This window comes from Streptomyces sp. NPDC037271, from assembly GCF_055603605.1.
In genome coordinates this window covers 1-16,517 of the sequence record NZ_JBVJVN010000027.1, presented here as the reverse complement: position 1 = coordinate 16,517, position 16,517 = coordinate 1, and the positions used below count along the sequence as shown (strand labels likewise).

16 protein-coding genes are annotated in these 16,517 nt (G+C 66.7%); 6 read left to right on the top strand and 10 right to left on the bottom strand.

Annotated features, from left to right (window positions below; genetic code table 11):
- Positions 1 to 89 precede the first annotated feature (89 nt).
- The 5 genes from ACZ7G3_RS30755 to ACZ7G3_RS30735 all read right to left on the bottom strand — a co-directional run bounded on the left by ACZ7G3_RS30755 (position 90) and on the right by ACZ7G3_RS30735 (position 4,613).
- Positions 90 to 242: a hypothetical protein gene (locus ACZ7G3_RS30755; protein ID WP_470929490.1), complete on the bottom strand. Its 153-nt coding sequence runs from the start codon at positions 240 to 242 to the stop codon at positions 90 to 92.
- A 681-nt stretch (positions 243 to 923) separates the two neighbouring features.
- Complete coding sequence (locus tag ACZ7G3_RS30750; RefSeq protein ID WP_470929488.1) at positions 924 to 1,166, bottom strand: hypothetical protein; 243 nt, start codon at positions 1,164 to 1,166, stop codon at positions 924 to 926.
- A 106-nt stretch (positions 1,167 to 1,272) separates the two neighbouring features.
- A complete protein-coding gene (locus ACZ7G3_RS30745) occupies positions 1,273 to 1,455 on the bottom strand; it encodes a hypothetical protein (protein WP_470929486.1) in 183 nt (60 codons plus the stop codon).
- Positions 1,456 to 1,532: 77 nt separating this feature from the next.
- Positions 1,533 to 1,709, bottom strand: coding sequence for a hypothetical protein (locus tag ACZ7G3_RS30740; RefSeq protein WP_470929484.1), 177 nt, complete (start codon positions 1,707 to 1,709; stop codon positions 1,533 to 1,535).
- A gap of 327 nt (positions 1,710 to 2,036) precedes the next feature.
- Positions 2,037 to 4,613 carry a cyanobactin maturation protease PatG family protein gene (locus ACZ7G3_RS30735; protein WP_470929482.1) on the bottom strand — a complete coding sequence of 859 codons (2,577 nt, stop codon included), beginning with the start codon at positions 4,611 to 4,613 and terminating at the stop codon, positions 2,037 to 2,039.
- Positions 4,614 to 5,365: 752 nt separating this feature from the next.
- Between ACZ7G3_RS30735 and ACZ7G3_RS30730 the strand changes: the two genes are divergently transcribed.
- Positions 5,366 to 6,043 (top strand): AfsR/SARP family transcriptional regulator, encoded by a 678-nt coding sequence (locus tag ACZ7G3_RS30730; RefSeq protein WP_470929480.1) that lies wholly within the window; start codon positions 5,366 to 5,368, stop codon positions 6,041 to 6,043.
- Positions 6,044 to 6,139: 96 nt separating this feature from the next.
- Here ACZ7G3_RS30730 and ACZ7G3_RS30725 read toward each other — a convergent pair whose 3' ends face one another.
- Positions 6,140 to 6,505: a hypothetical protein gene (locus ACZ7G3_RS30725; RefSeq protein WP_470929478.1), complete on the bottom strand. Its 366-nt coding sequence runs from the start codon at positions 6,503 to 6,505 to the stop codon at positions 6,140 to 6,142.
- A gap of 1,148 nt (positions 6,506 to 7,653) precedes the next feature.
- Here ACZ7G3_RS30725 and ACZ7G3_RS30720 point away from each other — a divergent pair.
- Positions 7,654 to 8,865 (top strand): hemopexin repeat-containing protein, encoded by a 1,212-nt coding sequence (locus ACZ7G3_RS30720; protein ID WP_470929476.1) that lies wholly within the window; start codon positions 7,654 to 7,656, stop codon positions 8,863 to 8,865.
- Positions 8,862 to 9,206: a hypothetical protein gene (locus ACZ7G3_RS30715; RefSeq protein WP_470929474.1), complete on the top strand. Its 345-nt coding sequence runs from the start codon at positions 8,862 to 8,864 to the stop codon at positions 9,204 to 9,206. The genes ACZ7G3_RS30720 and ACZ7G3_RS30715 overlap by 4 nt, the downstream gene beginning before the upstream one ends.
- A 199-nt stretch (positions 9,207 to 9,405) precedes the next feature.
- Here the strand turns inward: ACZ7G3_RS30715 and ACZ7G3_RS30710 are convergent, their stop codons facing one another.
- On the bottom strand, positions 9,406 to 10,446 hold the full coding sequence (locus ACZ7G3_RS30710; protein WP_470929472.1) for an NAD(P)-dependent alcohol dehydrogenase: 1,041 nt from the start codon (positions 10,444 to 10,446) through the stop codon (positions 9,406 to 9,408).
- 93 nt (positions 10,447 to 10,539) lie between these two features.
- On the opposite strand from ACZ7G3_RS30710, the gene ACZ7G3_RS30705 reads away from it, so the two are divergent.
- Together ACZ7G3_RS30705 and ACZ7G3_RS30700 are read left to right on the top strand one after the other, a co-directional pair.
- Positions 10,540 to 11,148, top strand: a complete 609-nt coding sequence (locus ACZ7G3_RS30705; protein WP_470929470.1) for a TetR/AcrR family transcriptional regulator — start codon at positions 10,540 to 10,542, stop codon at positions 11,146 to 11,148.
- On the top strand, positions 11,149 to 11,652 hold the full coding sequence (locus ACZ7G3_RS30700; protein WP_470929644.1) for a hypothetical protein: 504 nt from the start codon (positions 11,149 to 11,151) through the stop codon (positions 11,650 to 11,652). It abuts the gene before it with no gap.
- Between the two features lie 523 nt (positions 11,653 to 12,175).
- On the opposite strand, the gene ACZ7G3_RS30695 is transcribed toward ACZ7G3_RS30700, so the two are convergent.
- The 3 genes from ACZ7G3_RS30695 to ACZ7G3_RS30685 form a co-directional block, all read right to left on the bottom strand.
- Positions 12,176 to 12,319, bottom strand: a complete 144-nt coding sequence (locus ACZ7G3_RS30695) for a hypothetical protein (protein WP_470929468.1) — start codon at positions 12,317 to 12,319, stop codon at positions 12,176 to 12,178.
- Positions 12,316 to 13,905 (bottom strand): alpha/beta hydrolase, encoded by a 1,590-nt coding sequence (locus ACZ7G3_RS30690; protein ID WP_470929466.1) that lies wholly within the window; start codon positions 13,903 to 13,905, stop codon positions 12,316 to 12,318. Before ACZ7G3_RS30690 ends, ACZ7G3_RS30695 begins: the two co-directional genes overlap by 4 nt.
- 293 nt (positions 13,906 to 14,198) lie before the next feature.
- Positions 14,199 to 14,954: an Atu4866 domain-containing protein gene (locus tag ACZ7G3_RS30685; RefSeq protein WP_470929464.1), complete on the bottom strand. Its 756-nt coding sequence runs from the start codon at positions 14,952 to 14,954 to the stop codon at positions 14,199 to 14,201.
- A 691-nt stretch (positions 14,955 to 15,645) separates the two neighbouring features.
- Between ACZ7G3_RS30685 and ACZ7G3_RS30680 the strand changes: the two genes are divergently transcribed.
- On the top strand, positions 15,646 to 16,110 hold the full coding sequence (locus tag ACZ7G3_RS30680) for a peptidoglycan-binding domain-containing protein (protein WP_470929462.1): 465 nt from the start codon (positions 15,646 to 15,648) through the stop codon (positions 16,108 to 16,110).
- The last annotated feature ends 407 nt before the right edge of the window (positions 16,111 to 16,517 follow it).

Below are 16,517 nucleotides of genomic sequence, written 5' to 3'. Positions count from 1 at the left end.
TTCCCCCTCCCCCTCCCCCCCCCCCCCCTCCCCCCCCCCCCCCCCCCCCCCCCCCCTCCCCCCCCCCCCCCCCCCCCCCCGGCCTCCCATCACCCGAAGATGCCGCCGAGGAGTCCGCCGAGACCTCCGAGGAGGGGGAGGAGGGGGAGGACGTTTGCCTCGACGCCCGGGGCGCCGTTCTCGGTCGAGCCGGGCATGGCGGCCGTGCGGTCGATCGGCGGAGTCTGCTGCGGCAGCTGCATGACTGACGTCGTAGGCTGCCTGCCTTGCAGTGTCTGTTCGCTCATCTCGTACTCCGTTCACCTGTCACACAAGCGTGGCCGGGGTCCGCCCGCACGCGGCCGGGGTGGCCGCCGGCGCCGTCGTCGGCGCCGCGGCACCGGGACTGGGTATCGACCTCGACCAGGACCGTGCTCTCTGGGTACGACACTTGCATGCGGGTGTTCCTGGACCGTTCCGGTGATGTGCCCGTGGCCCGCGCGCAGCGTCACCGGCGTCTGTCTGTGCCATTGAGGTGCTGCTCAGCACCGGATCAGCACCGGATCGAATCCGCCGGAATTCCTTTGCCCGAACCCGCGCGAACCCGCGCGAACCCGCGCGAACCCGCGCGAACCCGCGCGAACCCGCCCGAAGCCGCGCCGGCCCGACGGCCGGCCCGACGGGCGCAAGAGCTTCTCCTGGCGCGACTACCTTGTCCGCGCGGTTCTCGTCGGCGGGGACAGAAATGACATGTGTACTCACGTGGACTTGGGAGCATCAGCAGATGGCTGTGCCGAACCGTCGCGAAGAAGCTGCCGGCCCCGACGCCGGGGCGTCGCTGTGGGGACCGCACGGTGCCTACGGTCCGGTCGGAGACCGACGCCTGCCCGCAGCGCGTGCCCTGGCGCGTAGTGACAACGGGGTGGAGGCAGCGTTTCGCTGATTCAGAAATCGTCAGGGAAGCCTGCCCCGCCGATGCCGGGCACCGGTCCACAGTCGAGCCCTGTGGAGTGCTGCCAGAGCCAGGGGCTGGGATCGTCCGGGTGGTGCCCGTGAGCGCCGCCGATCTCGTGCCTGAGCACGGACGGCGTACCGTCAAGGTCTTGGAACGCCGTCAGCACCATGAACGGCTCGAGCTGCTGCTTCTTGCGGTCGATCACTATTTGGACCGGCAGGTTGCACGCCATGGCGATCACCTTCCTGCACGTCGGTGCAGGCTCGTACCTGTCAGGGTACCGCGCCGACCGCCGCCGGGGAGAGCCCGGCAGCGCCGGCGCGGAATCGGGGGCTGGGTCAGAAGAGGATGTTCTTCAGGAAGTCGCCCACGTTGAAGTTGGCTTCGACGCCGGAAGCGTCGTCGGCGCGGGCGGACGAGCTGCGGGTGCGGTCGACTGGCGGGGCCTGCTGCGGCATTGCCAGGGGGGTGGGCATCCGCGGGCTCTTCTCCCGTTCGTTCTCTTCGTTCCACTGAATCATGGTGTTCTCCCTGTCATTCTCTTTGGGGCGGCCGAACGGTTGCCATGGCCGTCTTGCCACTGGCTACGGTGACGAACTCAGAGGGCTCCGAGCAGGATCTTGAGCAGGCCGTCGGCTTCGACACCGGGGGCGTCCTTGACGTTGGCAGCCGCGCTGACGGTGCGGTCGACCGGCGGAATCTGTCGCGGCATCGCCAGCGAGGCAAGCGTCCGGTCGTCCTTCTCCTGCTCGGCCGGTTCGTTCCATTCACGCATCGCGTTTCTCCTTCCTCGGTGCCACCGCGACGTGAAGGGGGACAGTTTTTTTGACGGCTTCTCGTCCCATCGCGGCTGTTTTTGTCGATCAGATGCGGATGCCTCTTGAAGCGAGGCATATCTGGCGAGCCATGCCGGTGAGGTCGGAGCACTTCGCGGCGGCACTGACTCCCTGCTGACCGTCGTTCGAGGCTGATGCCTCCCGCTCCGCGCGCGCCACCGGAGGAGCCTGGAGTGGCATTGTCGTCGGTGTTTTCTTCTCTGTCATGAACGACCTCACATTCTCTCGCGAAGATTTCATCCGTGCGAGGGTTTCCACCGGGCCGGTCAGAATTCGCCGAGGAATCGGTGAGACGGGCCGAGGGTGATCGGGATCTTTTCGTTGACGTCGACGGGAAACAGGTACGAGACCCGCGCACGCCTTTCGTTCTCCGGGTCCATGAAGGAGACGATCACGTCCTGGCAATCCGAGCCGATACGCTCGAACGAACTCTTCCTGACCGTGATGGTGTCCAGTGTGTAGAGGTGGTTGTTCGGAACTCCGGGGACGTACTGCGCGGACAGCATGCCGTTGGCCATCTCCTGGGCGACGGCGTAGGCGTTGGTGCCGACGTAGTTGCGTGCACGGTCGGCGGAGGTCTGGCCCAGGTTCTGGAACGCGTAGTGGATCTTGTCGATGAACGAGGCTATGGTCATCTCCAGCTGCTCGTCCGGGATCAGAACCTTGTGGTTGCGCTTGATTGCTTCCTTTACGAGGCTGACCAGCGCGGTTTCGTTCCACATGTACACTCCGCGTGCGTCGACCTCCACCTCCGGGACCTTTTGCCCGCTGAACAGCGTGACTGTTCGCCCGGTCAGTACTCCGGGGATGGAAACCTGCGAGATATAATCACGCAGTTCTCTCGGCGCAGCGTCCGCGTTTTGTTCCCTGGTGTCGCCGCCCTGCTGCTCCTGTGCGTCGCGTGGGCCAAGCGACTGCTTGGTGCTTTCCGGTCCTTCGAGGGGCTGGTCGGCGACGTGTCCCCATACCGCATCGCGGAAAAGCTTGTAGACACGGGAGACCGGCGGGTAGTAGTTCTCTTCGAGGGATTTTTTCGGATCGGGTGGGATGGGCTGGCGTGTCTTGGGGTGCTCGAAGAGCCCGCCCCAGTCCATTCCGAAGGACGGCTCCGCGACGAGCGCGTAGATCGGGGTTCGGTTTATTTCCAGGATCCAGTAGAGCTTGGTGGAAGCCCAGGGTGCGCGGGAGAGATACTCGCGCATCTGGTACCGGTCGTACGGATTGGCCTCTCGGTAGATGGGCCGTCCGTGGGAGTCCGACTTCTTCTCGATGGTGAAGCCCATGTTCTGACGGAAGCTGTCGCGGCGTGCCTCGGTACCGAAGTCGTAGTTGATCTGGCCGATTGCGTAGACCAGGGAGGCTGGGCCGTTACCCGGCGCCTCTTGTCCGTATGCGGCCCGGACCCCGGGCTCGGCAAGCACGGGATTGCCTCCGACCGGTTGCGTGTCAGGCACGGCGGACCCTGCGGTGACGGCCGGTCCGTGGCCGCCCACGGCGGGTATGGAGGCAGTCTGCTGGTTCTGGGGTGTGCTGTCGGCGTTTCTTCCTGCGCTGCCGCAACTGCAGGCGGGGACCGCGGCGGGCGGCACGGCTTCACCACCGGCGGCGGTCGGTGCCGGCACCGGTTGCTGCTGGTTCTGGGGTGTGCTGCCGTCGTTTTCTCCCGCGCTGCCGCAACTGCAGGCGGGGACCGCAGAGGGCGGTAGGGCCTCACCGCTGCCGGGCGCCGTGCCATGCGGTGCACTGGCTGCGGCGCAGGCGCAGGCCCCCTGGCACACCGGGTCTGTCTGCTGTGGCGAGCCGGAGTTCAGGCGGTTGGTTTCCATTGCGTAAGCTCCCTCACGTCCTTGCGCGTGCTCGTTGTCATCGCCGCCGTCCAGGTGTCCAGCGGCCACGACCGGTGCCTGGGCCTGAGCTACGGCGCCTTCTGGTTCGCTGTTCGACGCGGTGTCCGGGGCGGCCGTGCCGCCCCCGGCGATAAGGGCGTAGGCCCGGGGTGCGTCCAGACGGCCGGCGAGATAGCGGCGGCATTGCGGTGCTTCCTCGGGGGCACACTCCGGCACTTCCGCCGTGGTGATGATGGCCCTGCCTGCCGCCGGGGGATCAATGGGGCGTCCCTGCCTCAGCTGAGCGGCCACCAGCAGGGCGGCGACCCCGCTTACCGCCGGGGTTGCGAAACTGCTGCCGGTCAGGGTCCTGCTTCCACCACCGGGGGCGGCCCCGTTGATGTCCTGTCCCGGGGCAACCACGCCGTTGCTGCGGTACGCCGTGCCCCAATTGTTGATTCCCAGAGGACAGCCGTCGGCTCCCGAAGCCCCGACGGCGAGTACGGACGGCGTTGCCGCCGGCGCCTGGTGACAGTCGCAGCCGTCATTTCCCGCGGCTGCGACCACCAGCACTCCGTTGTCCGCACAAAGCCGCAGGGCCCTTTCGAGTATGACCTCGGGCTGCCCGTCCGACGTGCGCTGGCCCCCACTGATGTTGATGATGTGCGCACCGTGCTGGACGGCCTGTTCGATGGCCCGGGCCAGGTCCAGCTGAGAGACCCGGCCTTCCTCGTCCCGGAAGACGGGAAGGATCAGTCCCCGGCACCGCGGAACCATGCCGGTCACCTCACTGTTCCGCCGGCCGAACAACAGGCTGGTGACGTGGGTACCGTGCAGGGACATCAGCCCCGGACCGGCACCCTCCTGCACCAGAGTGTTCAACCGCGTCAGGTCCGCGCCCGCGAAGCAGGGGTGGGACAGGTCCACCGGGCCGTCCAGTACCGCGACGCAGACCCTCGCGTCACCGAGAAGCTCGTCGCTGGAAGCGACGCCATTGAGGACTGAACGAACTTCCATCTAGCCACTTCTCCGTCCAGTTCGGTACGACCTGTGGCGGCTGTCGGTTCGACCGTTGCACCCCACCGTTGACCGGCCGCCGCCGACGGATGCCTGCGGCGCTCCCAAGCCGTTGCCGAGGCGTGCCGCGGCCGTGCGGCACGCTGCTCAGGACCGAGCGGGAACGGAACCGGATATCCCTGAGAGGCGTCTGTACGGCAGCGCCTGCCTCGGGGGCTTGCGGCCGCCGAGCGCCCACAGGCGGCCGGTCGCGCCTCTTTGGGACAGGTCGGCGCCCCCCATGCATCTCGTCGGCGTCACCGAGTCGTTCCTGCTGTGTCTTTGCAGGCCAGAAGGTCGGTAGGCGGACACACAGCAGGTGCGCACGACAGGTGCTCGTTGCACAGTGGTAAGCGTGCGTAAGCGTGCCGGGAGATCGCCGGGCAACACGCCCTGCGGGACGAAGCCCTCGGGCCAGTTCGTTTGCTGACCGCCTTCCGGCGCGCGTCGGCGGCATCCGCTGCCTTCTTGAATCCACGTGATCCTTGCCGCGTCCGGCTCGCCGCCCGACCGACGTCCCCGCCCGTCGAGCAGGTCTCCCCGGTGTGTTTATGCAGTTCAGACGATTTGTAGACCGACGCAGTACGGGTGCACACCAGGTGCACATGACAGGTACCGATTGAAGAGTGGTGAATGTGTCGCTCCCTGATTCGGGTCTGCAGATTCTGAGGCCCTTCGAGTTCACCCACGCAGGCCACCGGATGCACGTCCCCATGGGCGCGCGGCGCCTCCTGGCTTTCCTGGCACTGCAGAACGACTGGGTGGACCGGACCTCGGCCGCCGAGCAGTTGTGGCCGACATGCACACCTGTCAGGGCAGCGGCGAACCTCCGCTCCGCCCTGTGCCAGAGCCGCAGAGCGGGGACGCACACGGTGATCGACAGCATCGACCAGCGTCTGATGCTCTCCCCGTCGATCCGAGTCGATCTTCATGAGATGCGGGAGTCGGCACGTCGGATCATCGCGGGGCCGGTCCCCCGGTCGGAGGACTGGAACCGCCTGGTGGGCAATCTGAGCCGGGAACTGCTGCCGGGATGGACCGAGGACTGGCTGAGCCTGGACCGGCAATGGTGGGACCAACTGCGCCTGTACGCCCTCGAGAGCCTGGCCCAGCAACTGCGGACCGATCACCAATACCTCGATGCCCTGCAGGCCGCACTCGCAGCGATCGCCGTCGATCCCTTCCGGGAGACCCCCCACCGAATAGCCATGGAAGTCCACATCGCCGAGGGCAATATCGCCAGCGCCATCAAGCGGTACCACGACTACCGCACCTTCCTGCAGCGGGAACTGAGAGTCACGCCGTCACAGCAGATGACCGAACTCCTGCACACACTGCTGGAGGAGCGTCTGGTCAACGGCGTCGCCCGAGCCGACAGGGTGAGGCGCTGACCTGCCCCGGGTTCCGTGGGGTGCCTGTCGATTCGGCACGGAGCCCGGGGCCGGTGTTCGCCGGGCTATGGGCAATAGGCGTGGATCAGTTCAGCCTCAGCCTTCTCGGTCCTGGCCCGGGAGCGCGGCTGCCGACCGGGCGCGCAGGCGCCTGATCTCGGCGACGAGGCGAGGCACGGCTTCGCGGGCAGTGGCGATGAACTGTGCGTTCTCGTCCCAGCGGGCGTCGGCGGTGTCGACGTAGCGGGGGTGCTGGACCAGGGTCGCGGCCACGATCTCGCGATGGTCGAAGGCCGGCCGGCGCTCACCGAGGCCGGTGTCGGGCGTGGTGCCCACAGCGACGAGGTTCATGGCGTACTCGTCGTCGAGGTTGCGGACGAACCAGGGGCCTGGGGTCGCTGCCTGTACGAGTTCGTCGAGCTCGTTGAGTTCGTCATCGGTGAGCGGTTCCGGGGTGGTCATCGGGCCACGAGCTCCTTTCGTTCCACGAGCTGGCCGTTCTCGGATCTCGTACCCGAGCGGACCAGCGGGACCAGGTGGGCACCGGTGATCGCGCACCGGCGCGCTCGGGCTGACCCGCAGGTCTTGAGCACCGCTCGCCGGATCATCGTGCGCCTCTACGCGCGACCCTGCCGCCCGCCGCCGGACCTGAGCCCCCCGTGCAGCGACGCCCTCGGTCCCCGGCGTTGCCCAACGCCGGGGAACGGACGCGCCAACGGTGGCGGAGAGGGACACTCGGGTCAACTGCGAGACCAGAAGGGGGAGGTGAGTTGATGTCTGCAGGGAAGGCCGCTGCCGTGTGCAGCGCACCCCGGACCATCCTCACGTCCCGGCCCCCGGTCTGACCTGACGTTCACCCCCACCCAAGCCCAGTGGCTCACGGGGGGCGGAGTTTCGCGCTCAACGGGGTCCTTGTTCAAGGGTCTCTACGTTGTCACAATCCACTTTCCGCCATACTCAGCCGTACTCCCAGGCGGACTACGGCTGGGACGAGGCGTGCGATCACGCCTTCACACCCCATCGCGATGCCGGCCTGATCCCGGCCCGTATCGGGCGAGCCGAACGCGCCAACCCCATGAGCATCTACGGGAGCATCGACGCAGGGTGATTGGTTTCTTCAGCAGCCGAGCACTCGCTGGACGAAGATTTCTCACGGTACCGCGGGACTGGGCTCCGCAGGGAACTGGCGACAGTTGAATACGCGAGCCCACCAGTACCGAGGCCGGGGCGGCCGAATCCGGTTCGGAGAACCAGTCTCAGTGATTTGCGCGGAGGGGTGTGTCTTGCGCTCCCTCAGTCACAGTCTGCGCAGGTCGGGCCGTCGTCAATGGGCCGTTGACGGGGGGCCAGGAACGAGTTCGCGGCACCAAGACAACGCATTTCGAACGCCACGGAGAACGCTCGGGTGACGCGTGTGGGAGAACGTCGCAGGCAGGTACCTGGCTCAGCGATTCCCCGTGGGGGCCGGCGCGATCACCCCGTCCCTGCCTGCCGCTTCGCCGCCACTGAGCAATGCCGCAAGGTCAGCAACAGGCGGGTCGAAGTCTGTTGGTTTCGAATACTGCGGCGGCCGGTGGGCCGGGGTTCAACGCCAAACGGTGGTGACGACTATGCTTACGAGGACTTCGTTCTTCTTCCGTGGCAGCAAATACGTGCGCTACGACGTCGATCCAGTCTCAGGAGTCGAGAGCGTCAACAGCGGAATCTATCCACGTGACATCGGCGATGCGTGGACCGCCATGCCCAACTCCTTCCGGAATGGCATCGGCTCCGCCGTACTGTGGCCCGACGCTTTCGTGTACTTCTTCAAGCGCGACAAGTACGTGCGCTGGGACGCCACCAACGACACGGTCGACGCTTCGATCTATCCTCGCGACGTCAGCGACGGTTGGGCCGCGTTCCCTCCGTCGTTCACCACAGGGGTGGACGCGGCCATCAACTGGGGAGATGGCATCTCCTACTTCTTCAAGGGGAGCAAGTATATTCGCTACGACATGATCCACGACACGGTCGACCTGGAAAACTACCCTCGTGACATCAGCGACGGCTGGGCTGCGTTCCCTCCGTCGTTCACCACAGGGGTGGACGCGGCCATCAACTGGGGAGATGGCATCTCCTACTTCTTCAAGGGGAGCAAGTATATTCGCTATGACATGATCCACGACACGGTCGACCTGGAAAACTACCCTCGTGACATCAGCGACGGCTGGCCCCTGCTCGCGGGAGTAGGTTTCACGGGGAATTTCAACGAGATTCTTGAATGGCCTCAGGCTGACGTCGTTTCCTTCGCTGTGCCCGCTAATTTCACCGCTTGCCACACAGCGACATCCCCGCAAGTGAAGGCCGGGCGCACCTTCAACATGCTCGCCACCATGCGTCAGTCCCACCCCACACTACCCACGTGCGGAGAATACCGACAGTTCGTCCGCGGCGACCTGATGAAAAACGGCCACCGCGTCAATCACATACTGGCGTCCGGGAACCCGCCCGTTGTTCTTCAGCCCCGGCCGCCGCTCGGCTCGACAAGCGACAACTTCCTGGAGGACGGGGTACCTGCGTCGCTCACTCTCGCAGGCGTGGACAAGCACTATGGACACCGCAACATCCCCGCGTCGACTATTGATCTGAACGATTTGTACGAGCCTCTTCCCAGGCGCACCGGACGCTCATACAAAGGTCGCGACACTCCTACAGTGGCAGATGCACCGGGGACATTCCTTCGTATCGACGTGGATTTCCGTGGCGTCCTGATCGACACTTGCAACGGCGGCAGAGTTGTTCGTCAGAACGACTGGACGGTGACTTGCGAGGTGCCCACATGAGCCCGATTCCCGATTATCCTCCCCAGCAGGCAGGTAAGTTCTGGGTGCTCCCCACCATTGACGAAGCAGTGGATGAGCACGTGGACGTGCACGTGTCCGTCGCCGTGTCCGAAGAGGGCGACCTCCAAGGTTCGGATCTGCAGGTTGAAGTGACTGCCGGTGATCAGAGCCTGAGCAGGGTGAGTGGGCCGGGTCCCGGTCGGTTGGCCACGTCACGACTGGTCAGCGTCAACGCCCACGGGTTCTACAGGTTCGACAACCCCGGGAACCCACCACCATCGACCGTCGTCGTGACTGTCCGTTCACACAGCGCGACGTTCGACGTCTCCGGCTCGGTGTGACCGGCCGGCCCGCATTCATGACAACGGTCCGCCCTTCGAGACAGGCCGACCTGCTGGTGTTCGGGTGTGAGTGGCAGCGGTCTTCGCCCGACCTTATTCGATCCTGCTCGGACAAAGGACCGTTTGCGAGAGGGCGGAGTGCCGGGCCACGCGCGTGCCGTTGGCCGGCCCGCACGCCATGGCCCGGCCGACTGTCCTTTCAGTCCAGGTCGGACATGTCGAGCACGAGGCGGTAGCGGACGTCGTTTCGCCGGAGACGGTCGAGTGCCGCGTCCACCTGTGACGACGGGAGTACTTCGATGTCGGCGGCGACGCTGTTGTCGGCGCAGAACTGGAGCATCTCGGCTGTCGCCAGGCGGCCTCCGCTGCCTGCGGAACTGAGCTTCTTGCGGCCGATGAGCAGGTCCGTGGCCTCGACGGTGACGGGGCCCAGGTGTCCGAGGAGGCTGAGGGTGCCGTCCATCGCCACCAGCTTCAGATACGGGGCGAGGTCGTGAGGGGCGGAGATGGTGTCGATGACGACGTCGAAGGTGTCGCGTGCCGTGGCCATCCGCCGGCTGTCGGTGGAGGCGATGAGGTCGTGAGCGCCGAGCTCGCGGGCGTCGTCGCGCTTGCCGTGGGTGCGGCTGATGACGGTCGTGGTGGCGCCGAGTGCCACGGCCATCTTGACCGCGAGGTGGCCCAGGCCGCCGAGCCCGGCCACGGCGACGCGACTGCCGGGGCCCACGCCGAGGGAGCGCAGGGGTTCCCAGACGGTGACGCCGGCGCACATCAGCGGGGCGGCTGCGGCCGGGTCGAGGCCGGAGGGGAGCGGGTAGGCGAAGGTGTCGCGCACGACGTACTCGCGGGAGTAGCCGCCCAGGGTGGTCGACCCGTCCTGCCGGTCGGTGCCGCCGTAGGTCAGGGTCGGGAAGGAGTGGCAGAAGTTCTCCTGTCCGGCTTCGCACATGGCGCACACGCCACAGGAGTCGACGATGTTGCCCACCGCGACGCGGTCGCCGACCGAGAAGGTGGTCACCTCCCGTCCGACCCCGGCCACCACGCCGGTGAATTCGTGACCGGGCACCAGGGGCGCTTTCGTGTGCTGGCCGTAGGCGTGCAGGGCGTGCAGGTCGCTGTGGCACACGCCGCAGTAGTCGACCTGCACCGCGATGTCATCCGGGCGCAGGTCGCGGCGCTCCAGCGACGTGCGCCGCAGCGCCGTCGGGCCGGCCGCCTGCCATCCGGTGGTCGTTCGCATACTCACTCCTTAAACAGACTGTTCGGTCTGCCGAAGACTAGATGCGGCCGCACCTCAAGGCAAACCAACTGTTCTGTTTGGTAGGCTGCGGGCATGCCGGAACAGCCCCAGACCTCGCGAGGCGCCGCGACCTACCAGCGCATCCTGGACGCCGCCACCGAAGAGTTCGCCCAGCACGGCATCGCCGGGGCGCGCATCGAACGCATCGTGACGGCAGCGCGCACCAACAAGGCACAGCTCTACGCCTACTTCGGCGACAAAGAGCGACTCTTCGACGCGATCTTCCTCAGCTCGCTGGAGCGCATCACCAACGTCGTGCCCATCGACGCCGACGATCTCGCGGGGTGGGCCGTCCGCCTCTACGACGAATACCTGCGCCGCCCCGACCTCATCCGGCTGGCGACCTGGACACGACTGGAGCGCCGGCCTGCCGGGCACCTCGTCGAGACCCACCAGCACTACGACGACCGCAAGCTCACGGCCATCGCCGAGGCCCAGGCCGCCGGGCGGGTCCGCGCAGGTGACCCGTTCGACATCATGGCCATGGTCATCGCCATGTCCATGGCCTGGTCACCGGTCAGCAACGTGTACGCGGCCAGCAGACAAGAACCCGATGACGTGCATGACCAGCGCCGCGCCCTGCTCCGCGACTGCGTCCAGAGCGCCACCGCGGCCGGCGCAGGCGACGCATCCCCCTCATGACTGCCCCCAACCCCCCCTGGTGACGCTCACGCACGATGCGGGCCGGCATCAGCCCTGGCCTGGTGTACTCCTTCGCCGCCGGCAAGGAGGGCCTGTTCGAGCCGTCTACGAAGCGATCGCCGAGCAGACCGTGAACGCGGTCCCCGTCGACGCCGACGACCTGGCCGAATACGCCGGCCGCCTGCACGACGCCGGGCAGCGGAACCCCCAGGGCATGCGCTTCTCACGTGGTACGCACTGGAAAGCACCGAACGGCCGGCGCCCGACATCGTGGCCCGCTCGACGCAAGACAAGATCGCCTCCATCGAGGCCGCCCAGCAACGCGGCAGCGTCCGGCGGGACAAGCCGGCCGCGGAGATCCTGGCGCTCGTCCTGGCGCTCGCGAACATGTGGCAGCACCACACGGAGGACGTCAACGCCCTGGTCCCACCCGCACGTCAGCGCGCAACGATCACCGATGCCGTACGCCGCCTCGTCGCCCCGGACCAGCCTGCTGATCGCTGAGGGCGTCACCGCAAGCCCTCGACGTCTCGCCGTTCCCGACTGCGCACGTGATGTTGCACGGCCGCCCCAGCAGGCCGACCCACGCGAGGGCTTGGGACGGCTACGGATTCAGCGACTCCATCGTGCAGGTCCAAGAGTGCCTTCAGCTCCGGGTGCAGGGCGAAGCCCAGCCGTGATGCCAGCTCGGCCTGCCGCTCGCGTCCCGCCGGCCTCTGCAACGCTGCTTGGTCGGAGGGCGAGTGCGTCGTGAGCCACGATTCGAAGCGAGTCCATTCACGATGGAACGCGGCAAGATCTATCTGTGTCATGAGGCGAAGATGGACGGCTGCACCGACAACGAGACCTCACACACCGCTGGCAGCCCTGGCCTGCAGGAGTCCAGCAACATCTCCCAAAGGGCCGTCCCACTGGACGCCAAACTCGTACTGACAGACCCCCGAGCGCCGCTGCGCGCGCCTCAAGAGCGTGCCCACGTCCCCACGCCTCCGGCAGGAGCATGTAACTGAGCGAGGTCCCCCCGGCATCAGGACGGACGTGCCCCGGACGGGGTGGCGGCATCGCCGAGGAACACCATGGCTTCCCGCAGATACACGCGTCCGGAGCCGGCCTCCTGGCCGAGGCCGGCTCCGAACTTCTCGCGGGGGAGGCGGGAGCCTCCTGGCTTCACGAGCAGACGGTGTCGTTCTTCGGGACCGTCCCGCCGAGCAGGTACTCGTCCACCGTCTTGGTCAGGCACTTGTTGACCCCGTAGGTGCCGTGTCCCTCGCCTTCGACGGTGACGTGGACACCGACTCCCTCACCGAGAGCGTCCGCCATCTTCTTGGCACCCTCGTAGGGGGTGGCCGGGTCACCGGTGTTGCCGATGACGAGAATGGGGTCCGCGCCGTCGGCCTTCACGTCAACGGTGGAGGCGTGGCCCGCCACGGGCCAGTCGGTGCATCCGAGCAACATCCAGGCAGTCGCGTCGCCGAACACCGGGGAGGCCTTGCGGAACTCGGGAAGTTTCCGGCGCACGTCCTCGACGGTGAAGCGGTCCTTGCTGTCAGCGCAGCTCACCGCAGTATTGGCGAAATTGGCGTTGGAGTACGCGCCGTCGGGAGTGCGCTCGAAGTACGAGTCGGCGAGCCACAGCAACCCGTCGCCTTCTCCCGCCTTGGCCTCCTCCAGGGCAGTGCTGAGCCACGACCACATGTCCTGGCTGTAGAGAGAGGCGATGATGCCCATCGTTGCCTGACTCTGCGTCAGGGAGCGGTCGCCCTCCGTCAGGGGCAGCGGTTCGGCGTCCAGACCCTTGAGCAGCTCGGTGACCTCCTTCTCCCCCTGAGCGGGGTTCTTCCCCTCGAAGAAGCACTCTTCCTGCTTCACGCAGTCCTTGAGGAAATTCTGCAGCGCGCTGTCGAACCCCTCCGTCTGGCTCAGGAGACTCTTCGCATAGTCCTCGGTGGGGTCGACCACAGCGTCGAAGACGGTCCGTCCGACATTCTTCGGGAACAAGTGGGCGTAGACACCACCGAGCTGTGTTCCGTAGGAGACACCGAAGTAGTTCAGCTTGTCGTCGCCGAGGACCTGGCGCATGAGGTCGAGATCGCGTGCGGCCTCCTGAGTGCCGACGTACTCCAGCACTCCGCCCGAGTTACTCTTGCACGCCCGGGCGTAGACGCTGCCGCCGACGGTGAGTGCCTTTTCCTCCACCGCGTCGTCCGGCGTCGAGTCCTGGGCCAGCCAGGCGTCCATAACCTTGTCGTCCAGGCACTTCACACCAGCACTCCCCCCGACTCCCCGCGGGTCGAAGCTGACCAGGTCGTAGCGCTTGTGGAGCTCCAGGTACTCATCGGCCGCGAAGGCAGGAAGCGTGGATACCCCGGAACCTCCGGGGCCACCGAAGTTGAGAACCAGGGATCCGAGGCTCTCCTTGCCGGATTTCTTCGCGGCCTTCGCCCGGATGAGGGCGATGTCAATCGTTCTACCGTCAGGTTTCGCGTAGTCCAGAGGCGCCTTCATGCCGGCACACTCCCATTTTGTGCCGTCCGGCAACGCCTCAGGTTCGTCGCCGCCGCCCTGGGCCTTGGACGGAGCGGAACATGCGGCCCAGTCCAGCTTCTGCTCACTGAGAGCAGCGGGGACTGCGGGGACCCCGGTGGCCCCGTCCACGGCGGCATCGGCCCCGGGATCGCAGGCGGTGCTGGTGGCTACCGCGAGTACAGCGAACGCGGCCAGGCTTATGACGGCCCGGGACGAACGGTGATGGGACATGCTTTCTGCCGATCTGAGGTCGTTGTCAACGAGTCAAGGAGTCAAGGAAAGGAACGGATGCTTCAGCCGTGACCAGCGTGATGGAACCGGAGACCAGGACGATGACGGCATCGGTTCGCTCCATGCCTCGATCCTTCCGGCCCGAACCCCCTGACACGTCGACCACCAGAAGGAACCTCGCCTAGGTCGTGCGAACTAGCCTCGATCTTTCGTGAGGGTCCGCCGACGGAGTCGGTGGGCCCTCACGCCTTCCGGACAGATCCGTCGAGTAACGACTACGCAGGCCGCACCCTTCAGCCCTGGCGCATGATGTAGCCGACGTGGTGCAGTTCGTCTCCGCGGAAGTAGCCCACGGCCCAGAAGCCGAGGTCATCCAGGTAGTCGATGCGGTCGCCGTCGATCCAGTACCGCCCCTGGTAGGCGTGCGGCCGTCCACCCCGTGTCTCGTCGTAGCGGCCGTCGGCGGTGAGCTCCTGGTGAAGGAAGTCGTCCTGGCAGATCCAGACGCCGACCCGCGGGCTGCCGGTCAGGTCCGGTGAGGCCGGGATGCCCATGGCGGGCGCGGTGGCCCGGCCGGGGGCGTCCTTGCCGGCCCACAGCACGGGCCGGCCGGCCGCGATCAGTGCGTGAACCTGGTCCGGTCGGGACGTCAGGGTGGCCAAGGCGCTCTGCACATCGGCGGCGAGCTCGTCGGGCACCACCAGCAGGTCGCTGGTGTTGCCCGGAGTCAGTGTCGCGACATGCTCCGAGCGCTGACCACGGCCGCCGGCCAGCGCGACGGCGTCCACCACGGCGGGGACGATGGTCAGTCCCGTGGAGTCTACGACGATGGCATTGTCGTCCTCCGCCGCGGTGAACAGAGACGGGCCGACCGCCACGATCAGCGAGCCGACGAACAGGATGTCGGCTCCGGTCATGGTCCCGATCAGCGGGTCCATGGTCAGGATGCGGGCGTTGGTGAACAGGACGGGGCGTCCTGCCTCATTCGAGAGGATCTCGTCGAGGGCCTTGGAGTTCCAGCCCGCGATGTCTGTGTCAGTGGTGTTCATCGCCTGCTCCTCAGGTGAGCTCAGGTCGGTCGGTGTGAGCGTTGCGCCGAGTGCGCCGCTACGGGCCGGACGGGTGGTTGATGACCCCGGGCGGCTTCCGCACCATCAGCCTCGGTGCTTTCCGTCATGGGAACCAGGCCGCCCTGGCCCCAGGTTCACCGCACCCACGGCGTGCCACCCGGTGCGACGATGAGCGAGGGGACGTCCCCGGACGGCGATCTCGCTGCGCAATGGCTTCGGCGGACACACACAGGGCCCTCGCCTGATGCGGCGTCACTTTGAGGCGGCACACCACTGACGCAGTTCCCTGCACGGATGACAAAGTCCGATGCCCACGACGACCCTGAGGTCCATGAGCGAGGCCAGAGAAAGGGGAGTCACATGCGCGTCATTTCGCGCAGGCTGCAGGTTCTGCCCGGCCCCCAATGCCCGGCCTCATTCTGCATCAACCGTTATGGCGAACGGGGGGTCCCGCCCTCCTGCGGCTGCGGGATCGGCCATCGCCCGCGCGCGGTCGTCCCGCCGTAGTGACTCGGCGGGCAACGTTTCAGCAGGTCAGCGTCTGGGACGTCCCGGGATGAGGCCAGTTGTGGGTCAACGGTGGCCGGACATCGCGCCGGAGCCGCAGTCTCGTTGCGGAGCCGGCTGGTGGGGCCGGTTTCGTTCATCGCACGTCAACGGAGGGGAACGCATGCGAACTCTCACGAAGGCACTCGTCAGTGTCACCGCTGCGGTCGGGATCGCGGCCGGCGGCCTGGCCACTGCGGGCACGGCCACGGCGGCTATGTCACCCGCCCCGAGGTCTGCGGTTGCAGCCTCGCCCGCAGCGGTGGCCGCGTACAACAACCTCGGACTCACCAGGACCCAGGCCAAGGGCATCCAGTGCTTCCTCAACATAATTCCGTGGCGCTCGGGTCTCGTCGAGGACGGATATCTCGGCCCGGCCAGCTGGGAGGCGATGCAGAGGTTCCTGAACGACGCTCGGAACGAGAACCTCGTCGAAGACGGCGTTCCGGGGCCGTTGACCATCAAGGCTCTTCAGCGCTGGCTCAAGGTCACCCAGGGCTACAGTGACCCGATCGACGGCGTTGCGGGCCCGCTGACGCAGGCAGCGTTCGCCCGCCAGGGCACATACAGCTACAACATGTGGTGCTGAGCATGGTCGGGGACTGTCGCGGCGGCTTCCGCGTCGACGGCACCGTCACACGTTCAGGTGGCGACGAAGCGCCTACGCACTCTCATACCGCACCCTGAGCTCCCTGGCCAGCTTCACATGGCACCGGGTGATCAGCTGGTGGATGGCGCTGCACCGTTGGAAGGGGAGGGACGTCCGCCGGCGCTTCACCGACCGCGACGGGCGGTGGCAAAAGCTCTCGGCAGACGGGATCGAACTGTTTGGCCTCCAGGCGGTGACGGTCACCCGCTACCGCTACAGAGGCAACACGATCCCCACCCCTGGGCCCGCCTTAGACGCCATCTCATTTGGGCGACTCGGTATTCTGTGAGTCATGGTGGGGATCGTTGAGCGGCTGGTGCCGGATGAGTTGTGGGAGTTGTTCCAGC